9 protein-coding genes are annotated in these 16043 nt (G+C 38.4%); all 9 read left to right on the top strand.

Annotated features, from left to right (window positions below):
• The first annotated feature begins 9 nt into the window (after positions 1 to 9).
• The 9 genes from I6E80_RS13640 (at position 10) to I6E80_RS13600 (ending at position 16033) form a co-directional block, all read left to right on the top strand.
• Positions 10 to 1374: a DUF1329 domain-containing protein gene (locus I6E80_RS13640; RefSeq protein ID WP_076924577.1), complete on the top strand. Its 1365-nt coding sequence runs from the start codon at positions 10 to 12 to the stop codon at positions 1372 to 1374.
• Positions 1375 to 1505: 131 nt separating this feature from the next.
• Positions 1506 to 2501, top strand: a complete 996-nt coding sequence (locus I6E80_RS13635) for a YCF48-related protein (RefSeq protein ID WP_024599593.1) — start codon at positions 1506 to 1508, stop codon at positions 2499 to 2501.
• Positions 2501 to 4822, top strand: a complete 2322-nt coding sequence (locus tag I6E80_RS13630) for an RND family transporter (RefSeq protein ID WP_076924579.1) — start codon at positions 2501 to 2503, stop codon at positions 4820 to 4822. Before I6E80_RS13635 ends, I6E80_RS13630 begins: the two co-directional genes overlap by 1 nt.
• Positions 4823 to 5030: 208 nt before the next feature.
• The gene (locus tag I6E80_RS13625; RefSeq protein WP_197185759.1) at positions 5031 to 9872 is read left to right on the top strand and encodes an NAD-glutamate dehydrogenase; all 4842 of its coding nucleotides are present in this window, start codon (positions 5031 to 5033) and stop codon (positions 9870 to 9872) included.
• A 120-nt stretch (positions 9873 to 9992) separates the two neighbouring features.
• Complete coding sequence (gene pyrD, locus I6E80_RS13620; protein ID WP_197185758.1) at positions 9993 to 11003, top strand: quinone-dependent dihydroorotate dehydrogenase; 1011 nt, start codon at positions 9993 to 9995, stop codon at positions 11001 to 11003.
• A gap of 117 nt (positions 11004 to 11120) precedes the next feature.
• Entirely contained in the window at positions 11121 to 11651 is a 531-nt protein-coding gene (locus tag I6E80_RS13615; RefSeq protein ID WP_024599589.1) for a cell division protein ZapC, read from the top strand.
• 91 nt (positions 11652 to 11742) lie between these two features.
• The gene (rlmKL, locus tag I6E80_RS13610) at positions 11743 to 13860 is read left to right on the top strand and encodes a bifunctional 23S rRNA (guanine(2069)-N(7))-methyltransferase RlmK/23S rRNA (guanine(2445)-N(2))-methyltransferase RlmL (RefSeq protein WP_197185757.1); all 2118 of its coding nucleotides are present in this window, start codon (positions 11743 to 11745) and stop codon (positions 13858 to 13860) included.
• Positions 13853 to 14092: a glutaredoxin family protein gene (locus I6E80_RS13605; RefSeq protein ID WP_024599587.1), complete on the top strand. Its 240-nt coding sequence runs from the start codon at positions 13853 to 13855 to the stop codon at positions 14090 to 14092. The genes rlmKL and I6E80_RS13605 overlap by 8 nt, the downstream gene beginning before the upstream one ends.
• Before the next feature lie 15 nt (positions 14093 to 14107).
• Entirely contained in the window at positions 14108 to 16033 is a 1926-nt protein-coding gene (locus tag I6E80_RS13600; RefSeq protein ID WP_197185756.1) for an ABC transporter ATP-binding protein, read from the top strand.
• Positions 16034 to 16043 lie beyond the last annotated feature (10 nt).

The following is a 16043-nucleotide window of genomic DNA, read 5'->3' as shown; positions in this document are numbered from 1 at the left end:
AACATTACTATGATTAAAAAACCTACCCTCATCGCTACAGCATTTTGTAGCTTGTTTGCAAGTAGCGCAGCTTTAGCTAAATTAAGCGCTGATGAAGTTGCTCAATTAGGTCAAAACTTAACGCCAATGGGTGCAGAAAAAGCAGCTAATGCTGATGGTTCTATTCCAGCTTGGAATAACGGCATTACAGCTGCTCCTACAGGTTATGAAGCTGGTATGCATCACCTTGACCCATTTACAGCTGATAAAGTACTTTTTACTATCGATAAAAGTAATATTGAAAAGTACAAAGCCAATCTAAGCCCGGGTCAAATTGCTTTATTTGAAGCATACCCGGACACATTTAAAATGCCAGTGTATGAAACACGCCGCTCAGCTTCGTACCCTCAGTTTGTTTATGACGCGACTAAAAAGTTTGCACCGACTGCTGAATTAATTGAAGGCGGTAATGGTATTAAAAATACAGCGATTGGTATTCCTTTCCCTATTCCTAAAACTGGTTTAGAGGCAATTTGGAATCACTTATTACGTTACCGTGGCCAATCTATTGAGCGTTTTGGTGGTCAAGCCGCACCGACTGCATCTGGTTCTTATAACTATGTTGGTTTTGATGAGCAGTTATTAGTTAAATACTCAGACCCTAGTGCAACACCTGCGGAGCTTCAAGACTCAAATATTTTGTTTAAGTTCAAACAAAGCGTTACAGAGCCTGCGCGTTTAGCGGGTACTGCGTTATTAGTTCATGAAACGATGGACCAAATATTAACGCCGCGCCAAGCATGGACTTATAACTCGGGACAACGTCGCGTTCGTCGTGCACCTAATGTTGCATATGATGCACCAGGCACAGCAGCCGATAGCCTGCGCACTACCGATGACTTTGATATGTTTAATGGCTCGCCAAATCGTTACAATTGGACGCTAAAAGGTAAGCAAGAGTTATATATACCTTACAACAGCTATAAACTTCATAGTGATAAGCTAGAGTACGATGATATTTTAATGCCTGGTCATATCAATCCAGAACATACACGTTACGAAAAACACCGTGTTTGGGTTGTTGAAGCTAACTTAAAAGACGATACACGCCATATCTATAAAAAACGTGTGTTTTACATTGATGAAGATAGCTGGCAAGTACAGGTTACGGATATTTATGATAACCGCGACCAACTTTACCGTGTAGCAATGGCTTATGGCCTTAACTATTACGAAGTACCTACTCAGTGGAGTACGCTTGAAGTTTATCATGATTTAAATTCACGTCGTTATTTAGCAATTGGTTTAGATAACCAAGAAAAAATGTACGATTTTTCACAATCGTTTAATGATAACGAATTTACGTCAAGCGCATTACGTCGCGCAGGTAGATAGTTAGAAGTAAGGCACTTAACTTATGTTAAGTGCCTTTTCCTTTCACATCGCGTTTGTCTTATACCAAATCGCGCAACGCTTTCCTCAGTATATAAAGACAAACAATTCTCTCGTTCAAGGCGATTAAAATTATGAAGTATTTAGTATATGCCAGCCTGATCATAAGCGGTGCGGGTGTTGCCCAGGATGTTCCTGAAAACGCAATCAGTGCAATTAATGCAGATAAAACCCTACTTACTGATATAACAAACACAGGTAACGGGCTAATTGCAGTAGGCAAACATGGTACTGTTATTAAAAGTGAAACAGGTAATAAATGGCAACAAGCTGAACTTGTACCGACTCAAGTGCTATTAACAGCTGTTGACTTTAGCGATGAAAATAATGGCTGGGCATGTGGCCACGATGCAACAATAATAAATACTACTGACGGTGGTATTAATTGGCAATTACAACAAGCACAACCAGAATTAGACAAACCATGTTTAGATATTCTATTTGAAGATGACTTGAAAGGTTTTGCAGTGGGCGCTTATGGTATGTTTTACCAAACTAGCGATGGTGGTAAACATTGGCAAAAGCGCTTTTTAGATTCGTTACTATTTAGTGACGACAGAGATTATTTAAACGATTTAAAAGAAAACGACCCCGAAGGGTATGAAGCAGAAACAGCTTCAATTTTACCGCACTTTAATCGAATCGAAATAACAGATAACGGATTAATGTTGGTTGGTGAAATGGGGTTAATGGCCAGAAGCATTGATGACGGTGAAACTTGGCAAAGGATAGAGGAAATTTATCCTGGTTCATTTTTTGCGGTTGCATCAGATAGCACACAAGAAATTGTGGCAGGGCTTCGTGGCAATGTTTTTGCGAAGCAAAATGGTGAACAGCAGTGGCAGCATTTCGAAAATGTAAAAACTGCGACGATCAACAACATCATTAATTACAATAACAAACAATGGCTCATGCTCGCCAATAGTGGCGTTATTTTTCATCTTCAAGATGGGTTACTCACCCATGAGCAGTTAGCCGATGGTAAAGCAATTTTAGATGGCGTGATTTTAAATAACAAACTAATCATGGCTACTGAAGATGGCATTAAAGTGAAGGAGTTAACCCCTTAATGCATAAGTTACTCGATTTTATTGAAAAGGCGATTTTTAGACATCGCTTAATTATGCTTATAAGTTTTGCGCTTATAACGTGTTTACTTGTATTCAAAGCAACTCAAATTCAATTAGATGCCTCGTTTAATAAAAACATCCCGTTAAATCACGACTATATGAAAGTATACACTAAGCATGAAAAACAGTTTGGTGGTGCAAACAGTATTTTGATTTCAGTGTGTGATGACAGCGGTGATATATTTAATCCAGAATTCTTTACTCAGTTAAAAGCGGTCCACGATCAGCTTTATTTTATTCCAGGCGTAAATCGTCCATTAGTTAACTCTATATTTTCACCCAGTGCTCGTTTTGTTGAAGTAGTCGAGGATGGCTTTGCAGGCGGTCCAATTATTCCTGCCAACTTTAAAGCTGACAAACGTGGCTTAGGTGTTGTAAAAGAAAATATCGAAAAAGCAAAAGTTGTAGGACGTATGATTGCCAGCGATTACTCGTGTGCAATGGTAACAGCTCAACTTTTAGAAACAGATCCACAAACACAACAAAAGTTAGACACATTAGCTTTTGCGCAAAAGCTAGAAAGTGATTTAAGAGAGCCTCTAAGTACAGAAAAAGTAAGCATCCATATTATTGGCTTTGCAAAAATGGCCGGTGATATAGCAGAAGGCGCTAAAGGGGTGGTCGTATTTTTTGCTATTGCTATCGCCTTTACCTTTATTATGGTATGGCTATTTTGTGGCAGTTTAAAGCTGACCATTTTGCCTATCGCGTGTTCTATCATTGCTGTTGTTTGGCAATTAGGTCTGCTTTCAAGTTTAGGTTTTGGCCTAGACCCTATGTCTATTTTGGTACCGTTTTTAGTATTTGCTATTGGTGTAAGCCATGGTGTGCAGATGATAAATGCGATTGGTAAAAAAGTCGGTGAAGGTAAAACAACACGTATTTGCTGTCAGTCAAGTTTTAGGGCTTTATTGGTCCCAGGTGGTATAGCACTACTTTCAGACACTGTCGGTTTTTTAACATTACTTACCATCGATATTGGTATTATTCGCGAACTTGCCATTACAGCGAGTTTAGGTGTGGCAGTAATTATATTTACTAATTTAATTTTACTACCAGTTTGGGCTTCGTACATGAACTTTGAGAACAGTGTACATATTCAATCTGGTGATGCTACTAAGCCTAACATGCTTGATAAAATTCGAGACCTTCTTGTAAAAGCAACAGATCCTAAAGTTGCTAAAATGATTATTGGTTTTACACTTGTTTTATTTGCTTTAGGTTACTGGCAAGCAGATAAAATGCGTATAGGTGATTTACACGCAGGGGCGCCATCTCTGCATCAAGATGCGCGCTATAATCAAGATACATTCTTAATATCTGATAAATATACTATCTCGTCTGATATCTTAAAGGTAATTGTAGAAGCATATCCTGCTGCATGTACTGAGCATAGTGTGATGGAGCGTATAAGCCGTTTCCAATACAAAGTAGAGAATGTGGCCGGTGTACAGTCTGCTGTAAGTTTGAGCTCTGTAGCTCAATCGGTTAACGCAGGCTACAACGAAGGCAATCTGAAGTGGCAAAGCTTGCCACGAAATTCAGCAAGCTTAGTACAGTCAACATCTAGAGTTGAAACGAGTACAGGTTTACTTAACGGTGATTGTTCAGTTATGCCAGTGATTATATTTTTAGATGATCATAAAGCACAAACTATCGATACTGTAATTAAGAGTGTTAAGCAATTTGCACAAGAAGAGGGCACTGATAAATTAGCATTTAAATTAGCGTCAGGACCTGTTGGCGTAATGGCAGCTACTAATGAGTCTGTCTCAGAAGCGCAAATACCAATGATGCTTTACGTTTATGGTGCTGTTATTATTTTATGCTTAATGAGCTTTAAAAGCGTAAAAGCAACGATTGCCGTAGTATTACCGCTTTATATCGTATCAACGCTTGCACAAGCACTTATGGTGCAATTAGAAATAGGCTTAACCGTTTCTACTTTACCAGTTATTGCTTTAGGTGTGGGTATTGGGGTTGATTATGGTATTTATATACTGTCGTCGATGATGGGGCAGCTTAAGCAAAATGTACCATTGAGTGTTGCTTATCGAAATGCGCTTGTTGAACGTGGAAGTGCGGTTCTATTTACCGGTATAACATTAGCTATTGGTGTGAGTACCTGGATATTCTCAGATCTTAAATTCCAAGTTGATATGGGTATACTGTTAACTTTCATGTTTTTAGTGAATATGTTAGGTGCCGTGTTGTTATTACCTGCTATTGGTAGTCTTCTCTGGACTGACCAGAAAAAATAATGTGAATAATTTTGCTCCTAAATGGCCTGTAAAGGCCATTTATATCTACAATTTGTGAATAGATGACCAAATAGCTGAAATGCTTAAAATGTTTTCATCGAAAAGGCTGTTTATTAGCTGTAAAAGGGTTAGAATTTAATTGACTCCACGCTAATGAATAGCTGTACAAATTCCTGCTCCTGAGCAGTAATAGATTAAGGAACATACAATGACACGAAATGAAGGCCAAGCCTCGGTTATCCTAGATAATGTCTGTAAGCTGATCCAGAAAAAAGTTCGCGCTGATAATGTGTTACTCGTTGAGAAATTCGCCAAAGCCTTGTACAGCAACATGTCTAAAGAGGATTTGGCAAACCGCAACGATAGTGACCTATATGGCGCAGCATTAAGCCTTTGGAACTCGCTAGAAAAAAATACTACCGACGACGCTGTTATTCGCGTTTTCAACCCTGAAGTGGCAAAAGATGGCTGGCAGTCATCGCATACAATTGTAGAAATTATTACTAAAGACATGCCGTTTTTAGTTGATTCTGTTCGTATGGCCATGACACGTGAAAATATCGCCTCTCACTTATTACTTCACTGCCCATTAAAAATTAAGCGCGATGAAAACGCTAAAATTTCTGGTTTATCAAATCTAAAAGCAGAACAAGAATCTTCTTCTACTAAAACAGTATTCTTTATTGAAATCGACCGTCAAACAGATTCTTCTGTGATTGAGTCTTTCAAAAAAGAGTTAGAATCAGTTCTTGTCGATGTGTCGGTTGCCGTTGATGATTGGCAGCCAATCCGTAAAAAATTGATGGCAGTAACTAAAGAGTTACCTAAGCGTCATCATAATAAAACGAAAGAAGAAGTTTCAGAAACAACTGAGTTTTTAGATTGGTTAGCTAAAGATAACTTTACCCTAATGGGTTACCGTGAATATGAGCTAAGCCCAGTTCAAGGTGATTATCAATTAAAAGGTAAAATGGAATCAAGCCTTGGCTTGATGAAAAACTCTACTGAAGAACACACACGATTATTATCAGAATTACCAGAGGTTGCTCGCCAAGAAGCACGTAGTAGCAACCTACTGATCCTAACAAAAACTAACTCTGTTTCTCGCGTTCACCGTCCAGCCTACATTGATTATGTAGGTATTAAGCGTTTTGACGACGAAGGCAATGTAATTGGTGAAGACCGCTTTATTGGTTTGTTCTCATCAAGCTTTTACAATAACAGTGCTACTGATGTGCCAGTATTAAAAAGTAAAATTAATCGCATCATGGAAATGTGTGATTTTGCTAAAGGCACGCATGCTTACAAAGCTGTTTTAAATATTTTAGAAACCTACCCACGTGATGAGCTTGTTCAAGCGCGCGAAAGTGAGCTACTTGAAGTTGCTATGGGTGTGTTACAAGTACAAGAGCGCGATATGTGTCGCTTATTTGTACGTAAAGATGCGTATGGTCGCTTCTTATCTTGCATGGTTTATGTACCTCGCGAGCGCTATAACACGGCACTTCGTCGTGAAACGCAAGATATATTAGCCAATGCATTTAATTCTGACGATAAAGTCGAATTTACTACTTATTTCTCTGAGTCAACACTTGCGCGTACTCATTACACCGTTCGTGTGACCGACAACAAGATCGAATATAACGTGAAAGATATCGAAAACAATTTAGTAGAAGCTGCACGTACGTGGGAAGATAAACTTCAATCTGCACTTTTAGAATCTGCGGGCGAAGCACGTGGTAACGATTTAAATCGTAAATACTGTAATGCGTTTGCACGCTCATACAAAGATGAAGTGCTTCCAAGTGCTGCGGTTGTTGATATCGAAAAGTTAGAATTACTTAGTGATGAAAACAAACTAGAAATGCTTTTCTACCGTCCACAAGAAGAAGCTAATAGCAATATTGTACGATTAAGCTTATTTCATAAAGACGAACCAATTCACTTATCTGATGTTATGCCAATGCTTGAAAACTTTGGTCTGCGCGTTGTTGGCGAAACGCCGTATTCAGTTAAAACAAGCGATGGTCGTATTAATTGGATCATGGACTTCTCGATGCTTATTGATAGCAAAGGGATGGCTGACTTTGATAAGATTTCAGCACGTTTTCGCGCTGCATTAACAAATGTTTGGGGCAACCGCCTTGAAAACGATGGTTTTAACCGTTTAGTGTTAATGGGAGGCCTAACTGGCCGAGAAGCCTCTATTTTACGTGCTTACGCTAAGTATATGCGTCAAATCGGTGTTACGTTCTCTCAGACTTACATTGAAAGCACATTTGCTAACTATCCGAATATTGCTGCGCAAATTGTTAACTTATTTGCTAAAAAGTTCTCAGTTAAGAGCCCAGCAAGTGCCAAAACACTTGAGAAGCTAAGCACACAAATCTATTTAGAGCTTGAAAATGTAGCAAACCTAGATGACGACCGTATTATTCGTTTATACGTCGATATGATTGTTGCAACACTTCGTACTAACTATTTCCAAAAAGATGATGCAGGTCAGTTTAAGTCGTATGTATCATTTAAAATACAACCAAGCTTAATTCCTGATGTACCGCTTCCTCTTCCAGCGTTTGAGATTTTTGTTTATTCTCCGCGCGTAGAAGGTGTGCATTTACGTTACGGTAAAGTAGCGCGTGGTGGCTTGCGTTGGTCTGACCGTCGTGAAGACTTCCGTACTGAAGTACTTGGCTTAGTTAAAGCGCAACAAGTTAAAAATACAGTAATTGTACCTGTTGGTTCTAAAGGTGGCTTTGTATGTAAGCAATTACCTAGTGAGCGTGAAGCGTTTATTAAAGAAGGCCAAGAGTGTTATAAAATCTTTATCCGTGGTCTTTTGGATATTACAGATAACATTGAACGCGGTGAAATAGTGCCAGCTCGCGATGTTGTTCGCCACGATGAAGATGATGCTTACTTAGTGGTTGCAGCGGATAAAGGAACTGCTACTTTCTCTGATATCGCAAATGGCATAGCTAATGAATACAATTTCTGGCTTGGCGATGCATTTGCATCAGGTGGCTCGGTTGGTTACGATCACAAGAAAATGGGTATTACAGCTAAAGGCGCATGGGAGTCAGTTAAACGACATTTCCGTGAAATGGATATCGATTGTCAAACGACTGACTTTACAGTGGTAGCTATTGGCGACATGGCGGGTGACGTATTTGGTAATGGCATGTTGTTATCTAAGCATATTCGTTTACAAGTTGCCTTTAACCATATGCACATTTTTGTTGATCCGAACCCAGATGCTGCTACTTCTTATCCAGAGCGCGAACGTTTATTTAATATGCCGCGTTCATCATGGGAAGACTACAACAAAGAGTTAATTTCTGCCGGTGGTGGTGTTTTCTCTCGTGCTGCTAAATCAATTACGCTTAGCCCAGAAATGAAAAAAATGTTGGGTACTAAAAAAGCAAGTATGACCCCAAATGAGTTAATGAAAGCTTCATTGATGATGGAGTTCGATTTACTGTGGAATGGCGGTATTGGTACATACATTAAAAACTCTAAAGAAACTGATGCAGATGTAGGGGATCGTGCAAACGATGCACTACGTATAAATGGTAGAGATTTAGGCGCTAAAATAATTGGTGAGGGCGGTAACTTAGGGGCAACTCAATTAGGTCGTGTTGAATTTGCAACTAAGGGTGGTCGTGTTAATACAGACTTTATTGATAACGTAGGGGGCGTTGCTTGTTCAGATAACGAAGTTAACATTAAGATTTTACTTAATGGCTTGGTTGCTGAAGGTGACTTAACACGTAAACAACGTGATGAGCTACTTTACTCAATGACAGACGAGGTATCTGAGTTAGTATTAAAAGATTGTTATCGTCAAACACACACTATTTCAATTACGCAGTCTAAAGGTACTTCAACGCTTAAAGAAAAGATTCGCTTTATTCATGCACTTGAAAAAGATGGCAAGTTAAACCGTGCTATTGAGTTCATTCCAAGTGATGAAGAATTGGCAGAACGTGCAGCCGCTGGTAAAGACTTAACTCGCCCTGAGCTTTCAGTGCTAGTGTCTTACGCAAAAATGGTATTAAAAGAGTCTTTAGTAAGTGATGAAATTACTGAAAACCCTTACTATCGCCAATTGCTTGTGAAGTCATTCCCACGTCCTCTACGTGAGAAGTTTAACGATGCGATGAACAACCATCCACTTCGTAAAGAAATTATTGCAACTAAACTTGCTAACAGTATCGTCAATGATATGGGTTTAAACTTCATGGTACGTATGCATGAAGAAACCGGTGCAAACGAAGCTGAAATTGCAATGTGTTACTCAATTGCTAGCGAAATATTTGAAATGCGTGATACATGGTCTTCTATCAGCGCACTGGATAATAAAATACCAGCAGCGGTACAAACTGAAATGCTTTACCAACTTCGTCGTACTGTTCGCCGTACTACGCGTTGGTTCTTACGTCATCGTAATAAGTCACAAACAATTGAACAAGGAATTGAATTCTTTGCGCCAACGTTTAAAGATTTAAGTGATAACTTAAATACATACATGATTGAAAAAGAAAATGACCGCATTGTAATTGAAGCCAATAAGTTAATTGATGCCGGCGTTCCTGCAGATATAGCTAAGCGTATTGTTTCATTATCAAGCTTATTCTCTGTGATGGATTTAGCTGAAGTTGCTAATAATTCAGGTAAGAGTATTTCGATGGTATCGAATACTTACTTTAAACTAGGCGCAAGAATGGGTCTGCATTGGTTCTTAGAGCAAATAACTAAGCAACCAGTAGCAAATCATTGGCAAGCACTTGCTCGTTCATCTTACCGTGAGGAGCTTGATTGGCAGCAACGTACGTTATCTGAAGTGGTTTTAAATAGCTTTGAAGGTGATGAGAGTGATGTTGATAGTCAAATAGATCAGTGGATGGATAGCCAAGATTTATTACTTCAACGTTGGAAACAAATGCTGGCTGAGTTTAAAACATCACAAAGCCACGACTTTGCAAAGTTCTCAGTTGCACTTCGTGAACTTATGTTATTAAGTCACAACTGTGATACATCAGGAAAATAATTTAGCTTTAATCTATTATTTGTTTAGTAAATAAATAACTGATTGTTAAATTTGTTATACAATACCTCAGCCTTGTCTGAGGTATTTTTTTGTCTGAAATTTAAAAAGAGGATTATATTGATGTTTTATGATTTAGCTCGCCGTTTTATGTTTACCCGTGATGCGGAGTGGGCGCATGAGTTTGCACTTAATAATCTTCGTCGTTTTGCTAATACGCCTCTAAATCTAGCTTGGTCACAAAGTGTTTCAGATAAACCCGTAAACTTTTTAGGTCTTGAATTTAAAAATCCAGTAGGGCTTGCTGCTGGTCTTGATAAAAATGCAGAATGTATTGATGCTTTTAGCCAAATGGGCTTTGGTTTTATCGAAGTAGGCACAGTTACGCCTCGTCCTCAGGAGGGCAATGAGAAACCGCGTATTTTTAGATTACCAGAATCAAACGCTATTATTAACCGTATGGGTTTTAATAACAAAGGCGTTGATAATTTAGTAAAAAATGTAAAAGCAGCAAAGTACAGTGGCATACTCGGTATCAATATTGGTAAAAATAAAGATACACCTAATGAGCAAGGTAAAGATGACTACATTCATTGTATGCGTAAAGTATTTGAGCATGCTTCATACATTACGGTAAATATTTCATCCCCAAATACCCCAGGGCTTCGTGATTTACAATATGGTGCTGCACTTGATGACTTATTGAAAAGTCTTAAAAATGAACAGTTAGATTTAATTGCAAAGCATAGTAAGCAAGTACCTATGCTTGTAAAAATTGCACCGGATCTCGATCAAATACAAATAGAGCAAGTAAGTGAGTCACTTTTAAATAATAAAATTGATGGTGTAATTGCTACAAATACAACGCTTGAACGGGCTGCAGTCATGGGGCAGCAATATGCAGAAGAGGCTGGCGGTTTATCAGGTTACCCTGTTAGAATGCGCTCTACAGAGGTGGTAAGTGAACTAAAGCGCTTAACAAAAGGTAACTTACCAATCATCGGAGTTGGCGGTATTGATGATGCTTCATCTGCAAAAGAAAAGTTAGATGCAGGCGCAAATTTAGTTCAGGTTTATACTGGGTTCATCTACAAAGGTCCACAATTGGTAAAGTCGATCGTTAACGGCTTATAAGGATCAGTTATCTAAGCTTTTGATCGTTCGATAAATGTTCTAAGCAAACATTTTAAAAGTGGTCAAAAGCAGTTATACTGTGAGCAATAATTATTCAACATGCCCAAGGAGGAGTAAATGTTACAAGCATCAAAGCAATGGCAGTGGATTGCTTGTCCTGATAAAAACCGTTTGTTACTTGATTTAAATGACGACATGCAATTATGTACGCCTTACAAATTAAGACAACTCACCGATTCTGTTTTTAAAAATCCACGTTTTAGCCTAGAAGATGCTGCATTTTATGAGCAAGTTTATAATTATCTAGATGGATTTGAATTGTGGTCTGCGGCTCAAATTTGTCAAATATCATTAAATGCGACTGCTGTTAAATACCACTTAAAACCCGTTTTAGCAAAAAGTTGGTTTTTTGAAGAGTACACAGGTACAGAGCCAAGTGTAGAGGCAATAGTTAAATTAACATCTAAAGCGCAGTCAGGTGATTTTTTAATTGTAGAGCATTGTCCTGATGCATCTATTTGTTTGAATTTAAGTGAAACCTTTAAATTAGACGAAAACTTATCTTTAGCGCAATTTGAAGTAATCCGTATTCTTAATAATCGAGTACACCCCATCCTAAATCAGCAATATCAAAGTCAAACCGCCTAACCAAATTTAAGTCTTAAGCGTGTCTTTATGGCGTGTTTGTCGCCCAACCTATGTTATAATCCTGCGCAATTAGCTATTAAGGGTTATTACTTTGCAATTTATCGCACTTACTTCTATCGGAATCGAAAATTTATTGGTTGATGAACTAACAGAACTTGGCGCAACCGTGTCTAAGCAAACTGTTGGTTCTGTTCGTTTTGAGGCTGACTCATTACTGGCGCAAAAGGTTTGTTTATCAACTCGTTTTGCAACGCGTGTGCTTATGCTTATTGAAGAAAAAGAAGGCGTAGATGACAAAAATAGCCTGTATAATTTTGCGCGCTCGCAACCTTGGCAAGAATGGTTTGGACCTACGCAAACATTCGCTGTTGACTTCAACGGTACCAATGACTCATTAAAAAACACGCAATTTTCGGGTCTTGTGATCAAAGATGCGATTGTTGATTATTTTAATGATTTATACGAGCAACGGCCGAACGTTGATAAGCAAGATGCTAATGTGCGCGTGGTTGCACGATTAAATCGTTACGGCGTATCGATGTATATTGACTATTCAGGTCCTCGTTTGTCAGAACGCGGTTACCGCCAAGGCCAAGGTAAAGCGCCAATTAAAGAGCATTTAGCTGCTGCATTAATTAAGCGAAGCGGCTGGCTTGAAAATGTAAAACAGCCTTTATTCGATCCATGTTGTGGTGCGGGTACTATTTTGATAGAAGCTGCGGGTATGGCGCGAAACGAAGCGCCAGGATTATTCCGTGAAGGTTTTGCTTTTGAGCGTTTACCAAGTTTTAGAGCCGCTAAGTTTAAAGAGCTTAAAGAAGAGTTACTCGCTAATATTACCGATCCTAAACTGTGGTTAATTGGCCACGATTACGATGAACAAGTATTAAGTAAAGCAATTGATAATGCTAAACGAGCCGAGCTTGACTACGTGATTAAGTTTAAGCAAAGTGATGCAACTAAACTTACAGCTGTTGCAAAATTACCGGGTGTTGTAATTTCAAACTTACCATATGGTGAGCGTATTGGCTCTATGGCTGAGCTTGTTGATTTACACCGTAATTTAGGCGTTGGCTTTAAAAAGCACTTTAATCACTGGAAACTTGCCTTACTTGGTATGGACGAGAGCTTATTTAAACTTTTAAAACTTGTGCGCCTTAAGCGTTATAAATTTAAGAATGGCCCGCTTGATGTAGAACTTAACTTATATCAATTAGATGATAAGCAAGTCAGTTTGACCACAGATGATAAAAAAGCACTTAATTTTGAAGGCTCAACGTCATTTGCAAATCGATTGAAAAAGAATAAGCAAGGCTTAAAAAACTGGCTTAAACAAAATAAAATAGATGCTTATCGCGTCTATGAAGCGGATATCCCTGAATACAATGTTGCTGTAGATATTTATGGGGACTCTGCTGTAATTTTTGAATATGCAGCGCCTAAAGAAATTGATGAAAAAACATCAGAAAAGCGTCTGCAAGACGTAATAAGTTTAACGGCTCAACAGCTTGAAATTTCACCTGAAAACATTGCTGTAAAAGTACGTAAAAAGCAGAAGGGCGAAGATCAATACACCGCTATGTCTAAACAAAACCGTACTATGGTTGTTGAAGAGTTCGGTGCTAAGTTTAAAGTTAATTTATTTGACTACTTAGACACAGGCTTGTTTTTAGACCACCGCTTAATGCGTCGTTATATTCAAGAAAATGCTAAAGATAAACGTTTCTTAAATCTTTTTGCATATACAGGTACAGCTTCTGTACATGCTGCTCTTGGTGGTGCTAAAGCCATTACTACAGTTGATTTATCAAAGACCTACTTAAAATGGGGCCAAGATAACTTTGATTTAAATGGTATTAGTAATACACGATACCGCTTTGAACAAGCAGATTGTTTAAAATGGTTAGAGCACGCAACAGCACAATACGATTTGATATTTTTAGATCCTCCAACGTTTTCAAACTCAAAACGTATGAAAGATGCATTTGATGTTCAGAGCGATCATATTAAATTATTAACGTGGGTAAAAAAGATTTTAAGCCCATCGGGTACGTTGATTTTCTCTAATAACAAACGTGGCTTTGTTATAGATGAAGTTGGTCTGATTGGTTTAGGTTTAAAAGCCGTTAATATTTCAGATAAAACGTTATCACCAGACTTTAAACGTAATAAAAAAATCCATAATAGCTGGCTAATCACACATGGCTAATTGGGTTTTATACCACACTGATGGTTGCCACTTGTGCGAGCAAGCTGAGCAACTTATCACTGAGGTACTTTGTGATACTAGCGAGTTATTACTAATCGATATTATGACTGATGAGCAGCTTATAGCTGAGTATCAAATTACTATTCCTGTATTAAAAAGTGAAAAAGGCGAGCAATTATTTTGGCCTTTTACTTTAAACTCTGTGCGCGAATTTTTAGCACAAGCAGAATAAGAGCAAATAAGAACTATGGATTTAATTAGAATTTTAAAAGCACAACTTGCTTTTGGTACACATGCTTTGCTTAACAAAGCAGATGCCGTTATAGAAAGTGGCGAAAGAGTGTGTGTTGTTGGTAGAAATGGCGCAGGTAAATCAACTTTATTAAAAGTACTTGATGGACAAGTTGTTTTAGATGATGGCGAAATAAATCAGCTAGGTGGCATTCGAATTTCTCGCTTAGAGCAAGATCCACCAAAAGGTGCAAGCGGCACCGTATTTGATTACGTTGCACAAGGTATGCCTGAGATTGCAAACTTACTAATTGATTTTCATCATGTTAGTAACGAGCTTCAAACAGAGTGTAACGATAAGTTATTAAATAAACTTGAACGTTTATCAAATCAACTAGAAGCAGCTGATGGCTGGCGCTTTGATAGCCGCATTCAATTAGTTTTGACACAATTAGAACTAACCCCAGAAGCTAAACTTGAGTCTCTTTCTGGTGGTTGGTTACGTAAAGTGGCACTCGCACGTGCACTTGTAAGTGAGCCTGATTTATTATTACTAGATGAGCCAACAAACCATTTAGACATGGCAAGTGTAATGTGGCTTGAACAGTTTTTAAAAGAATTTAAAGGCGGTATTGTATTTATCTCGCATGACCGTGCGTTTATTCGTGCTGTTGCTACGCGTATTTTAGATTTAGACCGTGGTAAGCTTATTTCGTACCCAGGCGATTACGCTACTTATTTAGAACAAAAAGCGCATGATCTGAAAGTTGAAGAAGCTCAAAATGCATTGTTTGATAAACGCTTAGCCGAAGAAGAAACGTGGATTCGACAAGGTGTTAAAGCACGTAGAACGCGTAACGAAGGTAGAGTTCGTGAGTTAAAGCAGCTTCGTACCGAGCGCAAACAACGTGTTGACCAAGTTGGTAAAACTGATTTCAATATTGAAACAGCAGACCGCTCTGGCAAGTTAGTATTTGAAGCTCAACATCTTTGTCATGCATTTAAAGACAAAGTTATTGCTGATGATTTTTCTACACTTGTAATGCGCGGTGATAGAATCGGCTTAGTAGGCCCAAATGGTATTGGTAAAACAACACTATTAAAGCTAATGTTTGGTGATTTAGAACCAGATAGCGGTATAACTAAGCAAGGTGTTAATTTAGAATTTGCTTACTTTGACCAATATCGTGAAAAACTTGATGAAGAAGCAACAGTTCAAGATAACGTCGCCGAAGGTAAACAAGAAGTGATGATGGGCGGACGCTCACGTCATGTTTTAGGTTACCTGCAAGACTTTTTATTCCCTCCAGCACGCGCTCGAACCCCTGTTAAAGCACTCTCTGGTGGTGAAAAAAACAGATTACTATTAGCTAAACTGTTTTTAAAACCATCTAATATACTTGTTCTCGATGAGCCAACAAATGACTTAGACATTGAAACGTTAGAGTTACTAGAGGACATCATTAATCAATACCAAGGTACAGTGCTGATTGTAAGCCATGACCGTGAATTTATTGATAATACATGTTCAAGTGTATGGGCGTTTGAAGGTAACGGTAAAGTTACAGATATTGTAGGTGGCTATAGCGACTATGAGGCTTACGTTAACTATTTAGCTGAACAAGAAAAAAAAACGCAGCAGCAACCAGTAAAAAAAGTTGAAAAAGTAGTCGCTCCAGTTGCTAAACCTGCAGCTAAACCTGCAGCTAAAACAAATAAACTCTCTTACAAATTAAAACTTGAATTAGAGCAACTACCGAATAAAATGGAAAAACTAGAAGCTGAAATTGAAGCTCAACAAGCTGTAGTTAGTGACTCAGACTTTTTTAAACAAGAGAGTGATGTAACAACTAAAGCATTGAACCATTTGGCACAACTTGAGTCTGACCTTGAAGCTGCGCTTGAGCGCTGGGAAGAACTTGAAGAATTACAGAATCAGTAGTAAGGACTAA

This window comes from Pseudoalteromonas sp. NSLLW218, assembly GCF_015864775.1.
Lineage (GTDB): Bacteria > Pseudomonadota > Gammaproteobacteria > Enterobacterales > Alteromonadaceae > Pseudoalteromonas.
Note: the sequence above shows the minus strand (reverse complement) of the source record. Positions and strands in the feature narration are given on the sequence as shown.

Bases quoted from the DNA above. Each gene is read 5' to 3' on its own strand.
- pyrD (WP_197185758.1), top strand. From the start codon at position 9,993: ATGTTTTATGATTTAGCTCGCCGTTTTATGTTTACCCGTGATGCGGAG.
- I6E80_RS13640 (WP_076924577.1), top strand. From the start codon at position 10: ATGATTAAAAAACCTACCCTCATCGCTACAGCATTTTGTAGCTTGTTT.
- I6E80_RS13635 (WP_024599593.1), top strand. From the start codon at position 1,506: ATGAAGTATTTAGTATATGCCAGCCTGATCATAAGCGGTGCGGGTGTT.
- I6E80_RS13630 (WP_076924579.1), top strand. From the start codon at position 2,501: ATGCATAAGTTACTCGATTTTATTGAAAAGGCGATTTTTAGACATCGC.
- I6E80_RS13625 (WP_197185759.1), top strand. From the start codon at position 5,031: ATGACACGAAATGAAGGCCAAGCCTCGGTTATCCTAGATAATGTCTGT.
- I6E80_RS13605 (WP_024599587.1), top strand. From the start codon at position 13,853: ATGGCTAATTGGGTTTTATACCACACTGATGGTTGCCACTTGTGCGAG.
- I6E80_RS13600 (WP_197185756.1), top strand. From the start codon at position 14,108: ATGGATTTAATTAGAATTTTAAAAGCACAACTTGCTTTTGGTACACAT.
- I6E80_RS13615 (WP_024599589.1), top strand. From the start codon at position 11,121: ATGTTACAAGCATCAAAGCAATGGCAGTGGATTGCTTGTCCTGATAAA.